We start from the raw sequence: 19,387 nt of genomic DNA, 5'->3' as shown, positions 1-19,387 counted from the left end.
ATCCCTCTGGGGATCACGTTACAGGAGTCATCATGGATCATTTTAAGCAGCTTGAAGTCTGGTTCGTCATCGGTAGTCAACACCTCTATGGGCCAGAAACGTTACGTCAGGTAAAAGAGAACGCGGAAAAAGTCGTCGCCGGATTGAATCAACAGGCCAACCTGCCCGTTAAGCTGGTACTGAAACCGCTGGTAAAAACGCCGGACGAAATTCTGGCACTGTGCCGCGATGCCAACTATCAGGATAACTGTATCGGCCTGCTGACCTGGCTGCATACCTTCTCTCCGGCCAAAATGTGGATTGGCGGCCTGAGCGTACTCAGTAAACCACTGCTGCAATTCCACACCCAGTTCAATGCCGAAGTGCCGTGGGACACCATGGACATGGATTTCATGAACCTGAACCAGACCGCGCACGGCGGACGTGAATTTGGCTTCATCGGAGCCCGGATGCGGCAGACGCATCAGGTTGTCGTCGGCCACTGGCAGGATAAGAACGCCCATGCCCGTATCGGCAAATGGATGCGGGTTGCCGCCGCCATTCAGGAAAGCAAACAGCTGAAGGTTGCGCGCTTTGGTGACAACATGCGTGAAGTCGCCGTCACCGAAGGCGATAAAGTCGGCGCGCAGATCCAATTCGGCTACTCCGTCAGCGCCTGGGGGCTGGGCGATTTAACCGCCGTGGTCGATGCTGTATCCAAAGGCGATATCGATGCGCTGGTCGAAGAGTACGAAGCCAGCTATCAGTTAACCGACGCGGTGAAACTCAACGGCGCGAACCGTCAGAACCTGCTGGATGCGGCACAGATTGAACTCGGGATGAAACGCTTTCTGGAACAAGGCGGTTATCACGCGTTCACCACCGATTTTGAAAACCTGTACGGTCTGAAACAGCTGCCGGGGCTAGCGGTGCAGCGTCTAATGCAGCAAGGCTACGGCTTCGGTGGCGAAGGCGACTGGAAAACCGCCGCGCTGCTGCGCATTATGAAAGTGATGGCCGGCGGGTTGTCGGGCGGGACGTCCTTCATGGAGGACTACACCTATAACTTCCAGAACGGTAACGATCTGGTCGTCGGCTCCCACATGCTGGAAGTCTGCCCGACGATTGCGAAAGAACAGAAACCGATTCTGGATGCGCAATACCTTGGTATTGGCGGCAAAGCCGACCCTGCTCGTTTGATTTTCTCAACGCCGGCTGGGCCGTCCCTCAACGCCAGCGTGATCGACATGGGCGACCGTTTCAGAATGCTGGTTAATCTGGTCGATACCATCGAACAGCCGCGCCCGTTGCCGAAACTGCCGGTTGCTCGAGCCATCTGGAAAGCCCAACCGTCACTGGAAGTGGCGGCTGAAGCCTGGATTCTGGCTGGCGGTGCGCACCACACCGTCTTTAGTCAGGCGTTGGATCTCGAACACATGCGGCTCTACGCCGAGATGCAGAACATTGAACTGCTGGTGATCGACAACGAAACCCGACTCCACGAATTCAAAGATGCGCTGCGTTGGAATGAGGTGTATTACAAACTTTGTAGCCGCTAAGTCCGCTCTCAGGGGCCGGTTGTCTATGGATACGTGTCCGTGAACAATCTGCCCCTTTGTAGGCACTTGTATAGGCACTCACTACCCCACACTCTGATTTTCCATCGCCCTGCCGCCCGACATTGCCCTAAACGCCGTAGTATTTTCCTGTCAATCTATTATTTTTCATTTTCATTCGTTTGTTGTTGAAAAATAAGCGTACTTTTTTCATCCCCCTCTAGACAGGCTTTTTCGCTTGAATATACTTAGTCATCTCAACAACATAACTATTAGACCAATCACCATGACCGTTTATGACTATTTGCTCAAATTCAGGAAAGTCAGCTCAACAGAAAGCTTGGAAAAACTCTTTGATCATCTCAATTATTCTCTGACAGACAGTCAGGAAATCATCAACATGTATCGTGCTGCGGACCATCGGCGGGCTGAGTTGGCATCCGGCGGGCGCTTGTTCGATCTCGGCTGCGTGCCAAAATCCATCTGGCATCACGTTCTGTAGTGGGTAGCAACGAAAAGAATAATTATGCAATAATTTCCTTCCGGAATATTACACCGAACGCTTAGCTCGTTACTGTATCATAGCCCGGCGCTTCTGTTATTAAGCGACTCTGACCTTCCGCCCCTTGAAGGGGACGGTGATAACCCTACTTTGGGTATGTTGTCGAAAACCCAACAATGCCTGATAATAGTCCGGTTTTGTTTTCTAGGCACCGTAATGACCGAATACGCATTGCTCTTTGTTAGCATCCTTCTGGTAAATAATTTCGTCTTAGTGAAGTTTCTTGGGCTGTGCCCCTTTATGGGCGTGTCCAAAAAACTCGAGACGGCGATTGGTATGGGCATGGCGACCACGTTTGTGATGACTGTCGGCTCCATGTTTTCCTGGCTGGTCAACGAATTTATTCTCGTTCCGCTCGATATTCTCTATTTACGCACCATGGCTTTTATTCTGGTGCTCGCCGTGGTGGTGCAGTTTTCCGAGATGTTCGTGCGCAAAGTCAGCCCTGAGCTATATCGCCTGCTGGGGATCTTCTTGCCGCTGATTACCACCAACTGTGCAGTGCTTGGCGTTGTTCTGCTCAACATCAACCTGTCACACGGTTTCCTGCAATCGACGATTTATGGTTTTGGCGGGGCGGCCGGCTTCTCGCTGGTGATGGTGCTTTTTGCCGCCATTCGTGAGCGTCTTGCCGTGTCGGATATTCCTGCGCCGTTCCGCGGTTCGTCTATCGCACTGATCACCGCAGGCCTCATGTCGCTGGCGTTTATGGGCTTTACCGGACTGGTGAAATTCTGATGAGCGCTATCTGGATTGCCATTGTGGCATTAAGTGCACTAGCACTATTCTTCGGCCTGGTGCTCGGCTATGCCTCCCGTCGGTTTGCAGTCGAAAACGATCCCATCGTGGAAGAAGTGGAAGCCATGCTGCCACAAAGCCAGTGCGGCCAGTGCGGCTACCCTGGCTGTCGGCCCTACGCCGAGGCGGTCGCGCTAAATGGCGAAAGTATTAATAAATGCGGCCCCGGCGGCGAAGCGATGATGCTGAAGCTGGCTGAAAAGCTCAACGTCGATCCGCAACCGCTGGAAGGTGACGCCGATGTTCAAGCCCCCGTGCGCCAGGTTGCCTGGATCGATGAAAGCAACTGCATCGGCTGCACCAAGTGCATTCAAGCATGTCCGGTCGATGCCATCATCGGCAGTACCAAAGCGCTACACACCGTCGTCAGCGATTTGTGCACCGGCTGCGATCTCTGCGTCTCCCCTTGCCCAACGGACTGTATCGAATTACGTCCTATCGCGCCGACTCCCGCTAACTGGAAATGGGATCTCGATACGATTCCAGTACGCGTTATTCAAGTAGAACGACATGCTTAAGCTGTTTTCCACCTTTAAAAAAGACAGGATCTGGGATTTCGACGGTGGCATTCATCCGCCGGAAATGAAGTCACAGTCCAGCCAGATACCACTGCGCCAGATTCCGCTGCCAGAACAGTTCATTATTCCGCTCAAGCAGCATCTTGGGCCGGAAGGCGAGATCTGCGTCAGCGTCGGCGATAACGTCCTGCGCGGTCAACCGCTAACGCGGGGAAAAGGCCGCACGCTGCCCGTTCATGCACCGACGTCAGGAACGGTGAACGCGATTCGTCAGCACACGACGGCGCATCCGTCTGGCTTGTCCGAACTCAGCATCATCATCGTGCCGGATGGCGAAGATCGCTGGTGTGAACGCCAAACCTTTACGGACTACCGTGAACATAGCGTCGATACCCTGCTTGCCCATCTGCATCAGGCTGGTATTGCGGGCTTGGGCGGCGCAGGCTTCCCTACCGCGGCCAAGTTACAAGGCGGGATGCGCGGGATTGAAACCCTGATTATCAACGGCGCAGAGTGTGAACCCTATATCACCGCCGACGATCGACTCATGCAGGAGTGCGCCGAGGAGATTATTCAGGGCGTCGAGATTCTGTCATTCCTGTTGCAGCCGAAACGCATTCTGATTGGGATCGAAGATAACAAACCGGAAGCTATCAGCGCCCTGCGGCTGGCCCTGGGCAAACGTAGCGACATGCAGCTACGCGTCATCCCAACCAAGTATCCGTCAGGCGGTGCCAAGCAGCTCACCAAGATTCTGACTGGCAAGGAAGTCCCGTTCGGTAAACACTCCGCCGCCATTGGCGTGCTGATGCAGAACGTCGGAACGGCTTTCGCCATCAAACGCGCCGTGATCGACGGCGAACCGCTCACCGAACGCGTGGTGACGCTGACCGGTGAAGCATTGCGCCAACCCGGCAACGTCTGGGCACGACTGGGGACCCCGGTACGCCACCTGCTCAAACAGGGCGGCTTCCACGTCAATAAGCAACCGATGGTGGTGATGGGTGGGCCGCTGATGGGCTTTACGCTGCCGTCGCTGGATGTCCCTATCGTTAAAATCAGCAACTGCCTGCTCGCACCGTCACATACGGAAATGGAGCCGGTTGCTGAGGAACAATCCTGCATTCGCTGTAGCAGATGTGCCGATGCCTGTCCGGCAGGCCTTTTACCGCAACAGCTTTACTGGTTCAGTCGCGGGCAGGAACACGAAAAAGCCCGCCATCACCATCTGTTTGACTGCATCGAATGTGGTGCCTGTGCTTACGTTTGTCCCAGCAATATTCCGCTGGTGCAATATTACCGTCAGGAAAAGGCCGAAATTCGGGCCATCGACGAAGAGGCACAGCGTGCCGCCCAAGCCAAAGTGCGCTTTGATGCCAAACTGGCTCGTCTGGAGCGGGAAAAAGCGGCACGCGAACTGCGCCACAAACAGGCGGCAGCGGGCGTTTCTACCACGGATAAAGATGCCGTTCAGGCTGCACTGGAGCGCGTTCGCCGTAAGCAAACCGCCGCAACAGAAGTCGGTTCACCTATCGCAGTCATCCCCGATGCGCAGCCGGATAACAGTGCCGCCATCACCGCACGAGCCGCCCGTAAAGCACAAGCACGAGAACAACAGGCGCAGCAAGAAACGCCAGAGGTCGAGGTTGCCTCTGCCGAGTTTGACGATCCCCGCAAAGCCGCAGTGGCCGCTGCCCTTGCACGCGTTAAAGCCCGTAAAGCCGCGCAGCAATCAGAAGCAGTAAGCCCAGAAAGTACGGAAGACGCGGCAACGCCTGTGGTTTCCAACAAGGTGGTAGAACCGATTGCCAGCGTGGAAGTACAAGAGCCGGACGATCCACGTAAGGCTGCCGTTGCCGCTGCTATCGCGCGCGTTAAAGCTCGTAAAGCCGCGCAGCAATCTGCAACAAACGTGGAAGAGCCTGTTCCGTCGGCTGCTCCTGACGTGGTGGCAGAACCGATTGCCGTCATTGAAGTACAAGAGCCAGAAGATCCGCGTAAGGCTGCCGTTGCCGCTGCTATCGCGCGCGTTAAAGCTCGTAAAGCCGCGCAGGCATCGTCATATCAAGAGGAATAAATGGCTTTTAGAATTGCGAGTTCACCGTTCACACATAACCAGCAGCGCACACAGCGCATCATGCTGTTGGTCATTCTGGCCTGCCTGCCGGGTATGCTGGCGCAGTCTTACTTCTTTGGCTACGGTAACCTGATTCAGGTCGGACTGGCGTCCGCCACTGCGCTTATCGCAGAAAGTGTGACGCTGTCACTGAGAAAGTTCGCCGTACGCACCACGCTGGCTGATAATTCCGCACTATTGACCGCCGTGCTGCTCGGCATCAGTCTACCGCCTCTTGCCCCTTGGTGGATGGTAGTCATCGCAACCGGCTTCGCTATCATTATCGCTAAACAGCTGTATGGTGGCTTAGGGCAAAACCCTTTTAACCCCGCGATGATTGGCTATGTGGTGCTGCTGATCTCTTTCCCAGTCCAGATGACAAGCTGGCTGCCACCCGTGCCGCTACAAACCATTCCCGTCGGTTTCCATGATGCATTAGTTATCATCTTTACCGGACATACGCCTGACGGGTACACCATGCAGCAACTGATGCACAACGTTGATGGCGTCAGTCAGGCTACCCCGCTGGACACGTTTAAAACCAGCCTGCGCTCCGGCCAAACGCCGCAGAACATTCTGCAACAGCCGATATTTGCTCAATCACTGTCCGGTATTGGCTGGCAGTGGGTGAATATCGGTTTTCTCATCGGCGGACTGTTTTTGCTAATGCGCGGCACCATTCGCTGGCATATTCCGGTCAGTCTCCTGCTGTCGCTCATGTTCTGCGCCACACTAAGCTGGATTATTTCGCCGGAGAAATTCGCGCCACCGATGCTACATCTGCTGTCTGGGGCGACGATGCTTGGCGCCTTTTTCATTGCGACCGATCCCGTTACCGCATCAACCACCAACCGAGGACGTCTGATTTTCGGGGCACTGATTGGGTTACTGGTCTGGCTGATTCGCACCTACGGTGGCTACCCGGACGGCGTCGCGTTTGCCGTTCTGCTGGCAAATATCACCGTGCCGCTGATCGACTATTACACCAAGCCACGCGCTTACGGCCACCATCGCTAAGGAGACGCCTATGATGACGACAATGCGCCGCCACGCGACAACACTGGCCCTGTTTGCTGCTGGCACTACCGCATTAACTGCGGTGGTGAACATGTTAACGGAACCGACTATCTCGCATCAGGCGATGCTGCAACAAAAGATACTGTTGGATCAGGTGGTTCCCGCCGAGCTATACAATAGTGACATGCAAAAAGAGTGTTACGTTGTCACTAACTCGGCATTAGGATCGTCAGCGCCACACCGCGTGTTCATCGCGCGCCAGAACGGAGAACCCGTTGCCGCCGCACTGGAAAGTACCGCGCCGGATGGCTATTCTGGTGCTATTCGGCTGCTGGTCGGGGCTGATTTTCACGGTAAGGTACTCGGCGTTCGCGTCACCGAGCATCATGAAACGCCGGGGCTGGGTGATAAAATCGAAGTACGAATTTCTGACTGGATCACCCGATTCAGCGGACAAACGGTACAGGATGAGCGGGATGCCCGCTGGGCAGTGAAGAAAGAAGGCGGAATATTTGATCAATTTACCGGCGCCACCATTACGCCGCGCGCCGTCGTTAACAGCGTAAAACGCAGCGCCCTTTACCTGCAAACGCTGCCGTCACAAATCAACACGCTGTCCGCCTGTGGAGAGAACCAATGAGTCAAACCAAAGCACTTTTCGTTGAAGGGTTATGGAAGAACAACTCGGCACTGGTTCAATTGTTGGGTCTTTGCCCCCTGCTGGCTGTGTCATCCACCGCGACTAACGCGCTGGGATTAGGGCTGGCAACCACGCTGGTTCTCACCTGTACCAACATGGCCGTCTCCGCGCTGCGCCGCTGGGTACCAGCGGAAATCCGTATTCCCATTTACGTCATGATCATCGCCTCGGTGGTCAGCACCGTACAGATGCTGATCAACGCCTATGCCTACGGCTTATATCAATCGCTGGGAATTTTTATCCCACTGATCGTAACGAACTGTATAGTTATCGGCCGCGCCGAAGCCTTCGCGTCCAAGAATGCGGTTTTCCCTTCGGCTATTGACGGCCTGGCAATGGGGCTGGGAGCCACCAGCGCACTGGTGGTGCTCGGTTCTCTACGTGAAATTCTGGGTAACGGCACACTATTCGACGGCGCGGATTTGCTGCTGGGCAGTTGGGCTAAAGCGCTGCGCATTGAGGTGGTTCACCTCGATTCCCCTTTCCTTCTGGCGATGCTGCCACCGGGCGCGTTTATCGGTCTGGGACTGTTGCTGGCCGTGAAATATTTGATCGATGAGAAAATGAAACAACGTCGAGCTCGTGCGGCTGTCACCGAAGAGAAAGCGGCACCGGCAACCGGCACCGTAGGGGAATCGCTGTGAATAAGGCTAAGCGGATTGAGATCTTAACGCGTTTACGCGACAACAATCCCCATCCGACGACTGAATTGCAGTTCAGTACGCCCTTTGAACTGCTCATCGCCGTGCTGCTTTCCGCGCAGGCAACCGATGTCAGCGTGAACAAGGCAACGGCCAAACTCTACCCTGTCGCCAACACGCCCGAAGCGCTGCTTGAACTCGGCGTAGACGGCGTGAAAGACTACATCAAGACGATCGGCCTGTTTAACAGCAAAGCGGAAAACGTCATCAAAACCTGCCGTTTGTTGCTGGAAAAGCATCAGGGACAGGTTCCCGAAGATCGCGCCGCGCTGGAAGCCTTACCCGGCGTAGGACGAAAAACGGCAAACGTCGTTCTGAACACCGCGTTTGGCTGGCCAACGATTGCCGTTGATACGCACATCTTTCGCGTCAGTAACCGGACAGGATTCGCGCCGGGTAAAAATGTCGAACAGGTAGAGGAAAAGCTGCTGAAAGTCGTTCCGGCAGAATTTAAAGTCGACTGCCATCACTGGCTAATCCTGCATGGTCGTTACACCTGTATTGCCCGTAAACCGCGCTGTGGTTCCTGCCTGATTGAAGATTTATGTGAATTTGGCGAAAAGGTCGACGCCTAATCTGTCGAGGTCTGGTGGAATCCCCTCTCGCCAGACCTTCTCTCCGTTATTCCACACTCCGCCTCGTCTTTCGCTCTCTCACTAGCAAAGCGAGCCGCGTGTTCTCTGCATCTTACAGCTCAGACAACGATGCTCTCAGGCGGTTTATTCGGTGCACTGCAGCGTATTCCTCTAGCAAAAAGCCTGTATAAAAGTACAAGTAACCACTATTTAAGGCTAATAAGTTATTTTTAATAGAAAATTTAGTGATTGAAAGTCACTTTGAGTGACTATATCGATATTCATCTTATTGCCTGCTATTGATGCATTTTTATACTCACTGCATATTTAGTGATATGCAAAACATTAAACCGCATATTCATTCATAGTTAATGATATTGTCTTGATTTTAAGTAAAAGGCAGATTATATACCTTTTATGAAAAATAAATAGGTGAAACCAATATAATCATTTGAAGCAAAAGAAAGTTATGAAATTAAACTCTGCATAACATTTAATTTCTAGTTTTATCCAACAACCAAAACCACTTGTAACAAAACATGTCAAATGACTTGCCTGTCAATAAAATCACGTCAATATAGCGCCGTTTTTCCTCCCCATAACGAGTCAAAAGAGGTTGCAGTTTCACTGTTTCACTCTTGTTATTTTCTCGTTAAAAAAAACGAGATAGGTAAAATCAGAGGTCTTTGTGTCAACAGCAAACAACAACAGCGAATCCCCTGAAAGCGTCAGCATGAACGCTTTCAAACAACCAAAAGCGTTTTATCTCATCTTCAGCATCGAGCTGTGGGAGCGTTTTGGTTACTACGGCCTGCAAGGCATTATGGCAGTTTATCTGGTCAAAATGCTGGGCATGTCGGAAACCGACTCCATTACTCTCTTCTCCTCATTCAGTGCGCTGGTCTACGGGTTTGTCGCCATTGGCGGCTGGTTGGGTGACAACGTCCTCGGCACCAAGCGTGTGATCGTGCTGGGTGCCATCGTGCTGGCGATCGGTTACACCATGATTGCCTACTCAGGCCACAGCGTGACGTGGGTGTATATCGGTATGGCTACCATTGCCGTCGGCAACGGATTGTTTAAAGCCAACCCGTCAGCCCTGCTGTCTACCAGCTATGCGAAAGACGATCCGCGCCTGGATGGTGCTTTCACCATGTACTATATGGCGGTGAACATCGGCTCCTTCTTTTCTATGCTGGCTACGCCGGTGCTTGCCGCAAACTATGGCTGGAGCGTGGCCTTCTCCCTGAGCGTCGTGGGTATGATGCTGACGCTGGTTAACTTTATGTTCTGCCGCAAGTGGGTCAGCACACAAGGTTCTCAGCCAGATTTCCAACCGATCAATCTGCCGAAGCTCGCTGTCACGCTCGCAGGTATTGTCGCACTGGTCGCACTTTCCACCTGGCTGCTGCACAACCAGAGCGTCGCACGTTGGATTCTGACGCTTATTTCCCTAGCCGTTGTCGCCATCTTCATCAAAGAGATGCTGGCAGTGAGCGGTGCAGAACGCCGGAAAATGATTGTCGCCCTTCTGCTGATGCTGGAAGCCGTTGTCTTCTTTGTGCTGTACAACCAAATGCCAACATCGCTGAACTTCTTTGCTATTCGCAACGTTGAGCACTCCATTTTAGGTTTTACCTTTGAGCCAGAGCAGTATCAGGCGCTCAACCCATTCTGGATCATGGTTGCCAGCCCGATTCTGGCTGCGGTTTACAACAAAATGGGCGACCAACTGCCGATGGCGCACAAGTTTGCGGTGGGTATGGTGCTGTGCTCCGGCGCGTTTCTGGTGCTGCCGTGGGGTGCTAGCATGGCAAACGAACAGGGTATCGTGTCCGTCAACTGGCTGATCCTCTGCTATGGCCTGCAAAGTATTGGAGAGTTGATGATTTCCGGCCTGGGTCTGGCGATGGTCGCTCAACTGGTACCACAGCGTCTGATGGGCTTCATTATGGGTGCCTGGTTCCTGACGTCAGCCGGTGCCGCCATTATCGCAGGCTACGTTGCGAATATGATGGCCGTGCCTGAGAACGTCGTAGACCCGCACGCGTCTCTTGAGATTTATAGCAATGTCTTCATGCAGATTGGTATCGTCACGGGCATCATCGCCGTTCTGATGCTGCTGACCGCGCCGAAACTGACGCGTATGACGCAGGATGTCACCGACGCCCCTGCAGACGCCGTCACGACGACCGCCTCTGCCTGATAACCCGCCGCCGTAACACGTCACGCAAATGACGGTATGACGTGTTACTGGTGAAGTATTAGAGATAGCCAGATGATAAAAAGCCAGACACTGTCTGGCTTTTTTACGTTGGTTGATCCGTCCTGAATGACGTTTACTTTACAGGCAGCGTCACATCTTTGAACATTGCCTCAATTTCATCATTTGAGCGTAGCGCAACGGCAGAATCGACGACATCGCGCGTTAAATGCGGTGCAAAGCGCTGGATGAAATCGTACATGTAGCTGCGCAGGAACGTGCTGCGGCGGAAGCCAATTTTCGTCGTGCTGTAGCTGAAGATGCTGTTCGCATTGATGGTCACCAGATCGGTTTCTATCTGCGGATCGACCGCCATATTCGCAATCACCCCGACCCCCAACCCTAAACGCACGTAGGTCTTAATCACATCGGCATCCGTTGCGGTAAAGACGATACGCGGTGTAAGGCCAGCGCGGTTAAACGCGGTATCCAGCTCGGAGCGCCCCGTAAAACCAAAGGTATAGGTGACGATAGGATAAGCGGCCAGTTCTTCGATGGTAATATCGGTCTTAGACGCCAGCGGGTGATCCGGTTTTACCACCACCGCGCGATTCCAGTGGTAGCACGGCAGCATGATCAGATCATCGTACAAATGCAGTGCTTCGGTCGCAATAGCAAAATCCGCAGATCCTTTCGCAACGGCTTCAGCAATCTGTGTCGGTGAGCCCTGATGCATGTGCAGCGACACGCGAGGATAGCGATCGATGAAACCTTTAATGACGCTTGGCAGCGCGTAACGCGCCTGCGTGTGCGTGGTCGCGACATACAACGACCCTTTATCGGGATAGGTGTGCTCTCCGGCAACCGCTTTGATGGCATCGACTTTCGACAACACTTCACGCGCAATGCGGATGACTTCCTGTCCGGCGGGTGTCACCTGTGTCAGGTGTTTTCCACTACGGGCAAAAATCTGAATGCCCAACTCATCCTCCAGCATGCGGACCTGTTTACTGATCCCCGGCTGGGAGGTGTACAACCCTTCTGCGGTAGAAGACACATTCAGGTTGTGATTAACAACTTCAACAATATAACGAAGCTGTTGTAGTTTCATAATTTATCCCATTCCCAATTGAAGTGTGCGCGTGGCATCTCACAACGTTCTGACGACGTTCCGTTTTATTGACTTTGATTGCGTCTTAACCACCTGGCGCATATTTCCATCAATTAATGTCATTTAATCATAAAAACTATTTTTATATAACCATTTCTGCATGCGGCAGCGATAAAGAATGCGGTGCATGCGATTATCACCGAGGTAAACCGCATCATTCTCTATCACGGATCAACAATCCTCATGCTACTGCGGGACAATCTTCATGCATCTGTTTTATTTAGATATTTCCTGCGATCAAAAAAGCCAGCCTTGCGGCTGGCTTGATGTAGCGCTCTCTTACACATAACCCAGTTATGTGTAGGGTTACTGAAAGAGGTTACTTCTTCCCTTCAACCCATTTGCCATCAATGTAAAACGCTGACCAGCCCGTTGCCTTGCCGTCTTTCTCTGACGAGACATATTGCTGTTTGGTCTTACGGCTGAAACGCACCTGCGTTTTGTTGCCGTCTTTATCGACCACAGGCGCTTCCGCCAGATAGCGCAGTTTTTCCGGTAAACGATCTTTGAATCGCACCAGTTCTTCTACCAGCGGTGCCCGCGTTTCACGAGATTTCGGGAACGTATTGGCCGCAAGGAAGACGCCTGCTGCACCATCACGCAAGACGAAATAGGCATCAGACTTCTCGCAAGGCAACTCAGGCAACGGCACCGGATCTTCTTTCGGTGGCGCGACATCGCCATTACGCAGGATCTTACGCGTGTTATTACACGTCTCGCTGGTACACGCCATGTACTTACCGAAGCGTCCCATTTTGAGGTGCATTTCGGAACCACACTTCTCGCACTCAACAATCGGACCATCATAGCCCTTGATGCGGAACTCACCGGCCTCGATCTCATACCCGTCACAGGCTGGGTTATTCCCGCACACGTGCAGCTTGCGCTGATTATCAATCAGGTAGCTGTCCATTGCCGTACCACATTTTTCGCAGCGACGGCGGGCACGCAACGCGTTGGTTTCGGCATCGTCGCCTTCCAACACGTTCAGTACTTCAGTTTCCGGTATCAGGTTGATCGTGGTCTTACAGCGCTCTTTCGGTGGAAGTGCATAGCCGGAACAGCCCAGGAACACCCCGGTACTGGCAGTACGGATACCCATTTGACGAGAGCAGGTTGGGCAATCAATGCTGGTTAACACCATCGCATTGGGGCGCATACCGCCTTCTTCAGGATCCTGTTCAGCCTTTTCCAACTGCTGGCTAAATTCGTTGAAGAATTCATCCAGTACCGCTTTCCATTCCGCCTGATTATTGGCGACCTGATCGAGACGACTTTCCATCCGAGCGGTGAAATCGTAATTCATCAGTTCGCGGAAGTTTTCTTCCAGTCGATCGGTAACGATTTCACCCATTTTTTCGGCATAGAAACGGCGATTCTCCACTCGAACGTAGCCGCGATCCTGAATGGTGGAAATAATAGACGCATAGGTAGACGGACGGCCAATCCCACGTTTTTCCAGCTCTTTAACCAGAGAAGCATCGCTGTAACGTGCCGGTGGTTTAGTAAAATGTTGCCCTGGTAGCAGCTTCTGCAACGACAGCGTTTCACCCACTGCCACCGTCGGCAACGTGCGATCTTCATCATTTTTACGCAGCGCAGGCATGACTTTCGTCCAGCCATCGAAACGCAGCGTACGGCCTTTGGCACGCAACTGATAATCAGCAGCTTCCACGATTAACGTGGTGGAATCGTATTGCGCCGGAGTCATTTGACAGGCGACAAACTGACGCCAAATCAGTTGATACAGCTTCTGTGCATCGGCTTCCATATCTTTCAGGTTGTCAGCCAGCACGCCAACATCAGAAGGACGAATCGCTTCGTGCGCTTCCTGCGAGTTTTCTTTGCTGCTGTAAAGGTTTGCTGACTCCGGCAGATAGCGCTTGCCGAACTCTTCACCAATATAGCCACGCACCATCGTCAAGGCATCCTGACTGAGGTTCGTTGAGTCGGTACGCATGTAGGTAATGTAGCCCGCTTCGTACAGACGCTGCGCCATCATCATGGTCTTTTTCACGCCGAAGCCAAGGCGCGTACTGGCAGCCTGTTGCAGCGTGGAGGTGATGAACGGCGCGCCCGGTTTGCTGCTGGTCGGCTTATCTTCACGATCGGCAACCACATAACGCGCGTGCTCAAGCAGGCTGACCGCCGCATGCGTTTGTTCTTTATTAACCGGTTTAAACGGCTTGCCGTTGTGATGTGTCACCTGCATTTGCAGTTGAATATCGCTGCCTGCCAGCAAATCAGCATGCAGTTCCCAATATTCTTCCGGCACGAACGCTTTGATTTCACGCTCACGATCGACAATCAGGCGTACCGCAACCGACTGTACGCGCCCAGCGGACAGTCCACGGGCGATTTTTTTCCACAGCAGCGGGGAAACCATGTAGCCAACCACGCGATCCATAAATCGACGTGCCTGCTGGGCATTCACGCGGTCAATATTCAACGTGTCGGGTTTTTCAAACGCCTGTTTAATGGCATTCTTCGTAATTTCGTTAAACACCACGCGGCTGAAACGCTGATCGTCACCACCAATGATTTCCCGCAGGTGCCAAGCAATGGCTTCCCCTTCGCGGTCAAGGTCGGTTGCGAGATAGATGTGGTCAGCATTTTCCGCCAGCGTTTTTAATTCGGAGACAACTTTCTCCTTACCCGGCAGTATCTCGTAGTTGGCTTTCCAGCCATGATAAGGGTCGACGCCCATACGATTAACTAGCGCAGATTTCTCATCCTTTTTGACTTTTTTCGTTTTATCTTTAGTCGTTGAGTCCGCGCTCTTTTTACTGACTGAGCCACTCGTCGGCAAATCGCGCACATGACCGACGCTGGATTTCACCACGTAGTCATTGCCCAAATACTTATTGATCGTTTTGGCTTTTGCCGGGGACTCGACGATAACGAGAGCTTTACCCATATGTACTATTACCTGCTGAATTCTTCTGAAAATCAGATATTTTTCGGGGCATCCAGAGCGGATTCTACTGACTGCGCAAAATCCCACACTCTACCTGATAAATACTGCCACGCAACCTAATTAGCATGGAAACGCGGTTTTATCCGCTTCCCGCCACACTGAATATCGGCAGGTAAGCACCTAAAATGTAGTCCATTTGCATCATAATCTACGCTTTACGCTGAAACCGTATCGCAGTACCCTTCCTCTTGATGCAACAGTTGAAATAACCGCATTGCGTGTTGAAATCGCTGTGTTGATTTTAGAAATAGCCTTGTTGATAGAGTGCAACGCCCCCTTTTTCAAGGGTGAGTACAGGAGTAACAATCATGTCACCTGAACATCAGGTTAACGAAGAAAAGCGTCCAATTGACCGCCAGAGCTTATTAATTGAAGCCAATGACATCATTAAGCATCACGATGATTATTTGCATGGTATGGTCGCTGATAGCGTAGAACAAAAAAACGGCGTGCTGGTTTTTCGCGGTGAGTTTTTTCTCGATGAGAACGGAACACCGACCTTAAAAAGCACCGCGGTATTTAACATGTTCAAGCATCTTGCGCATGTTTTATCCGAAAAATACGACTTGATCGATTAAATAGCTTGATCGATTAAATGCAAATGCCCGCAAATTCGCGGGCATTTGATTGTGTACGACTTACTATTTTATTAATTACAGTAGGGGCTTTGAACCACGTTGCCACCAGCGCAACATCAGTCGTTCTGCGGTATCGCCAGCGCTGCCCGTCAGACGATCCAGCAGGCGTTTACGCCGTGTATAGCGAACGCTTAACACTTCATGACTGGTCATTTCAGCAATCAGCAGATCGTCACTGGTACCGATAGCGTCAATCAACCCCAAATCTTTCGCCTGAGTACCAAACCAGTGCTCTCCCGTCGCCACCGAATCAATATCCAGCGAAGGACGCATCTGCTGTACAAAATCCTTAAACAGCGTGTGCGTGACATTCAGATCTTCACGGAATTTCTCACGACCTTGTTCGGTGTTCTCACCAAACAGCGTCAGCGTACGCTTGAATTCGCCCGCGGTGTGCAGCTCAACATCAATGTCTTTGTTTTTCAGCAAACGGTGGAAGTTGGGGATTTGTGCCACAACGCCAATAGATCCTACAATCGCGAACGGTGCCGCTACGATGCGGTCAGCCACGCAGGCCATCATATATCCGCCACTGGCAGCCACTTTATCCACGGAGACCGTCAAACGTACGCCGCCCTGGCGTAAACGCTGCAATTGCGACGCCGCCAATCCATAACCGTGTACCACACCGCCTGGGCTTTCCAGACGCAGCAAGACCTCATCTTTCGGTTTCGCCACAGCGAGCACGGCGGAGATCTCTTCACGCAGCGAACTGACTTCGCCCGCATCCATACTGCCGTTGAAATCGAGCACATACAGACACGGTTTAACACTCTTCTCTTCTCCACGCTTGGCGCGCTGTTTATCTTGCTTCGCGGTTTCTTTTTCTTTCTTCTTTTCTTGTTTAGATAACAGCTTACGCTCGGTGTCGCTCATACAGGCGGTCTGCATTTCACGCTGCATTTCCTGATATTGTTCACCCAAATTCGTGACCTGCAACTCACCTTTATGCGGGCGCTTACGCTGCGTCATTCCGAATGCCAGAACGACTAACGCACCAATCGCCACCACGATGGTGAGTACCTTAGCCAGGAATAAACCGTACAGAGAAAGTAATTCCACAAACACCGTCCTCATTGACTGCGTATTAATTAATGTTGGTTTACTCACCAACCATGGCGTTGACGTCGTGCGCCATTCCCTTCCTATAACCTAACTGATGGCACGCAATATGGCGATGTTATTCCTGCGGTTTTTACGCCTGTTGCTGCTTTTTACAACAGCACAGGGATAAATAGAGGCAGTCTCATTGAAAACAGTCGATATTTGAGGCATAACACCCCCATTCATCCTGCCCGAATGCGCCGTTATCTGACGTTCAGTGGCACGACCGACGCATCTCGTCGTGCCGATACGCGATGGCAGGTCTATTATCTGAAGTGTGGCTGTTTTGCGCCACGGCAAGAGGAATTCATTGTGCATTACCAGCCTAAAATCGATTTACTGCAAAACCGCATCATTCTGGTCACCGGTGCGGGCGACGGCATTGGCAGGGAAGCCGCGCTGACCTACGCTCGCTACGGCGCGCACGTCATCTTATTAGGGCGGACAGAAAGCAAACTTCAGTCGGTTAAACAGCAGATCGAGCAGGAACACGGTTCACAAGCGCACGTGGTTGTCTGCGATATGCTGGCCTTATCCTCTGCGCAGTGCTTTCAACTGGCTGACGAACTGGCTCAGATTGTGCCGCACCTAGATGGGGTTCTCCACAACGCCGGATTACTTGGGGAAATCGCCCCTATCACACAGCAAACGCCGGAAATCTGGCATCAGGTTATGCAGGTCAACGTCAACGCAACCTTTATGCTGACGCAGGCGCTGCTGCCTCTGTTATTGAAATCGCCGTGCTCTTCTCTGGTTTTCACCAGTTCCAGCGTGGGCCGCGAAGGTCGTGCCGGCTGGGGAGCCTATTCCGTCTCCAAGTTCGCGACAGAAGGCTTGATGCAAGTGCTGGCCGAAGAGTATCGTTCACACAATCTGCGCGTGAACTGTATTAATCCTGGCGGAACACGTACAGGAATGCGTGCGTCAGCCTTTCCCAACGAAGATCCAATGAGACTGAAAACGCCAGCAGATATTATGCCACTGTATCTCTACCTGATGGGCGATGACAGTCGCCGCAAGACGGGGATGAGTTTTGACGCACAGCCGGGCAGAAAAGCCGGTCCAGCCGAATAATAGAGAAGAGCCGCACGATGAGCGATGAACGCCACCAGCAACGCCAACAGCGCCTGAAAGAAAAGATCGACGCCCGCATTGCCGCCGCGAATGAAACACGCGGTGTTCTGATCGTTTTCACCGGTAACGGGAAAGGCAAAACCACGGCGGCATTTGGTACCGTCACGCGAGCGATAGGCCACGGATTGCGGGCGGGCGTGATCCAGTTTATTAAAGGCGAGTGGCCAAACGGTGAGAAGAACCTGCTGCAACAGCACGGCGTGGAATTTCAAGTCATGGCGACGGGCTTTACCTGGGATACGCAGAATCGCCAGACGGATACCGAAGCGGCACAGCACGTCTGGCAGCATGGCAAACGCATGTTGGCCGATCCACAGCTCGACCTCGTCGTGTTGGACGAACTGACGTATATGATTAGCTATGATTATCTGGATTTAAGTGACGTTGTCACTGCATTAAAGCAACGCCCTGCCGAGCAGACAGTCATTATTACCGGACGAGGTTGCCATCGTGATTTGCTAGAAATGGCTGATACCGTGACGGAAATGCGTCCGGTAAAACATGCGTTTGATAGCGGAATTCAGGCTCAACAAGGCATTGACTGGTAGCCGTTAGCTTTATTAGTGATAAGCAGAGCGCAAATGAAAACGGGCAGCGAAAGCTGCCCGTGAAGCGTATAGAGAGAAGATTACCCGTTGCGCTTAGGCTTTGGCGAGGTACGGCGCGCTGGAGCACTGTTGAGCTGGCTGTGACGTTTTACCGCACGACGGATCTGGTTCGCTTTCACTCGGCGGCGTTCGCGCTCAACTGGTAGTTTCGATACCGTTTCTGCCGGAAGCTGCACGAGCTCACGCAGATAGTTCAGTTGTTCCAACGGCATTTCTGTCCAGCCACCGCGCGGAATGCCTTTCGGCAACGAAATGTCGCCGTAACGCACGCGAATCAGGCGGCTAACCTGCACGCCAACTGCTTCCCACAGACGGCGAACTTCACGGTTGCGCCCTTCGGTCAGCGTCACGTTATACCACTGGTTCAGACCTTCACCGCCCTGATAGCGGATAGTACGGAACGATGCTGGGCCGTCTTCCAGCTGTACACCTTTACTCAGCTGTTTGATCTTTTCATCGTCAACGACACCGAAGACCCGCACGGCATATTCGCGCTCAACCTCACGGCTGGGGTGCATCAGGCGGTTGGCTAACTCACCGTCGGTCGTGAACAGCAGCAGGCCGGAGGTATTCACGTCCAGACGCCCTACAGCAACCCAGCGAGACCCCTGAATTTTTGGCAGACGGTCAAATACTGTCGGGCGGCCATCAGGATCGTTACGGGTGCACAATTCACCTTCCGGTTTATAGTACATCAGTACGCGGCACACAGACTCTTCGGTTTCCTTAACGGTAACCACATGACCATCGATACGGATTTTGGTGGCTTTCGTCACTTCAACGCGATCGCCCAGAGTGGCAATCTTACCGTCAACGCTGACGCGTCCAGCCTGAATGATACCTTCAATTTCGCGGCGTGAACCATGTCCGGCACGCGCCAGAACTTTTTGTAACTTTTCGCTCATTGAGCAACCTCTAGTGTCGCCTTCCCAGGCGTCGGGGGGAGTCATAACTGCTGATAAAATTCAGCCGTTACGTAAAAATTGAATGTACGTAAAAATAGTGTGTACGTAAAAATCGTTCGTCATAT

Annotated in this window: 17 protein-coding genes; 13 read left to right on the top strand and 4 right to left on the bottom strand. The window is 52.5% G+C overall.

Going from position 1 to position 19,387, the window contains the following annotated elements:
* Positions 1-32 precede the first annotated feature (32 nt).
* The 10 genes from araA to dtpA all read left to right on the top strand — a co-directional run bounded on the left by araA (position 33) and on the right by dtpA (position 10,728).
* On the top strand, positions 33-1,538 hold the full coding sequence (araA, locus tag IG609_RS10010; RefSeq protein ID WP_193398595.1) for an L-arabinose isomerase: 1,506 nt from the start codon (positions 33-35) through the stop codon (positions 1,536-1,538).
* 283 nt (positions 1,539-1,821) lie between these two features.
* Positions 1,822-2,037, top strand: coding sequence for a transcription modulator YdgT (gene ydgT, locus IG609_RS10005; RefSeq protein ID WP_102117642.1), 216 nt, complete (start codon positions 1,822-1,824; stop codon positions 2,035-2,037).
* A 216-nt stretch (positions 2,038-2,253) separates the two neighbouring features.
* Positions 2,254-2,835 carry an electron transport complex subunit RsxA gene (rsxA, locus tag IG609_RS10000; RefSeq protein ID WP_010296121.1) on the top strand — a complete coding sequence of 194 codons (582 nt, stop codon included), beginning with the start codon at positions 2,254-2,256 and terminating at the stop codon, positions 2,833-2,835.
* Entirely contained in the window at positions 2,835-3,413 is a 579-nt protein-coding gene (gene rsxB / locus IG609_RS09995) for an electron transport complex subunit RsxB (protein WP_193398596.1), read from the top strand. The genes rsxA and rsxB overlap by 1 nt, the downstream gene beginning before the upstream one ends.
* A complete protein-coding gene (gene rsxC / locus IG609_RS09990; RefSeq protein WP_193400756.1) occupies positions 3,406-5,490 on the top strand; it encodes an electron transport complex subunit RsxC in 2,085 nt (694 codons plus the stop codon). The genes rsxB and rsxC overlap by 8 nt, the downstream gene beginning before the upstream one ends.
* The gene (gene rsxD / locus IG609_RS09985; RefSeq protein WP_193398598.1) at positions 5,491-6,546 is read left to right on the top strand and encodes an electron transport complex subunit RsxD; all 1,056 of its coding nucleotides are present in this window, start codon (positions 5,491-5,493) and stop codon (positions 6,544-6,546) included.
* A gap of 10 nt (positions 6,547-6,556) precedes the next feature.
* Entirely contained in the window at positions 6,557-7,186 is a 630-nt protein-coding gene (rsxG, locus tag IG609_RS09980; RefSeq protein WP_193398599.1) for an electron transport complex subunit RsxG, read from the top strand.
* Positions 7,183-7,890 carry an electron transport complex subunit E gene (locus IG609_RS09975; protein ID WP_180774169.1) on the top strand — a complete coding sequence of 236 codons (708 nt, stop codon included), beginning with the start codon at positions 7,183-7,185 and terminating at the stop codon, positions 7,888-7,890. The genes rsxG and IG609_RS09975 overlap by 4 nt, the downstream gene beginning before the upstream one ends.
* Positions 7,887-8,522 (top strand): endonuclease III, encoded by a 636-nt coding sequence (nth, locus tag IG609_RS09970; RefSeq protein ID WP_010275207.1) that lies wholly within the window; start codon positions 7,887-7,889, stop codon positions 8,520-8,522. The genes IG609_RS09975 and nth overlap by 4 nt, the downstream gene beginning before the upstream one ends.
* Positions 8,523-9,210: 688 nt before the next feature.
* Complete coding sequence (gene dtpA / locus IG609_RS09965) at positions 9,211-10,728, top strand: dipeptide/tripeptide permease DtpA (protein ID WP_193398600.1); 1,518 nt, start codon at positions 9,211-9,213, stop codon at positions 10,726-10,728.
* A gap of 133 nt (positions 10,729-10,861) precedes the next feature.
* Here dtpA and cysB read toward each other — a convergent pair whose 3' ends face one another.
* The gene (cysB, locus tag IG609_RS09960; RefSeq protein ID WP_193398601.1) at positions 10,862-11,836 is read right to left on the bottom strand and encodes an HTH-type transcriptional regulator CysB; all 975 of its coding nucleotides are present in this window, start codon (positions 11,834-11,836) and stop codon (positions 10,862-10,864) included.
* A 379-nt stretch (positions 11,837-12,215) separates the two neighbouring features.
* On the bottom strand, positions 12,216-14,813 hold the full coding sequence (topA, locus tag IG609_RS09955; RefSeq protein ID WP_193398602.1) for a type I DNA topoisomerase: 2,598 nt from the start codon (positions 14,811-14,813) through the stop codon (positions 12,216-12,218).
* Between the two features lie 368 nt (positions 14,814-15,181).
* On the opposite strand from topA, the gene IG609_RS09950 reads away from it, so the two are divergent.
* Entirely contained in the window at positions 15,182-15,451 is a 270-nt protein-coding gene (locus IG609_RS09950; RefSeq protein WP_193398603.1) for a YciN family protein, read from the top strand.
* A gap of 75 nt (positions 15,452-15,526) precedes the next feature.
* Here IG609_RS09950 and sohB read toward each other — a convergent pair whose 3' ends face one another.
* Positions 15,527-16,573, bottom strand: a complete 1,047-nt coding sequence (gene sohB / locus IG609_RS09945; RefSeq protein ID WP_193398604.1) for a protease SohB — start codon at positions 16,571-16,573, stop codon at positions 15,527-15,529.
* 354 nt (positions 16,574-16,927) lie between these two features.
* On the opposite strand from sohB, the gene IG609_RS09940 reads away from it, so the two are divergent.
* Together IG609_RS09940 and cobO are read left to right on the top strand one after the other, a co-directional pair.
* Positions 16,928-17,689, top strand: a complete 762-nt coding sequence (locus tag IG609_RS09940; protein ID WP_193398605.1) for a YciK family oxidoreductase — start codon at positions 16,928-16,930, stop codon at positions 17,687-17,689.
* A gap of 17 nt (positions 17,690-17,706) precedes the next feature.
* Positions 17,707-18,297 carry a cob(I)yrinic acid a,c-diamide adenosyltransferase gene (gene cobO, locus IG609_RS09935; RefSeq protein WP_193398606.1) on the top strand — a complete coding sequence of 197 codons (591 nt, stop codon included), beginning with the start codon at positions 17,707-17,709 and terminating at the stop codon, positions 18,295-18,297.
* Between the two features lie 80 nt (positions 18,298-18,377).
* Here the strand turns inward: cobO and rluB are convergent, their stop codons facing one another.
* The gene (rluB, locus tag IG609_RS09930) at positions 18,378-19,262 is read right to left on the bottom strand and encodes a 23S rRNA pseudouridine(2605) synthase RluB (RefSeq protein WP_103860720.1); all 885 of its coding nucleotides are present in this window, start codon (positions 19,260-19,262) and stop codon (positions 18,378-18,380) included.
* Positions 19,263-19,387 lie beyond the last annotated feature (125 nt).

The sequence above is a fragment of the Pectobacterium quasiaquaticum genome (genome assembly GCF_014946775.2).
Lineage (GTDB): Bacteria > Pseudomonadota > Gammaproteobacteria > Enterobacterales > Enterobacteriaceae > Pectobacterium > Pectobacterium aquaticum.
This window is presented reverse-complemented; position numbering and strand designations above follow the sequence as displayed.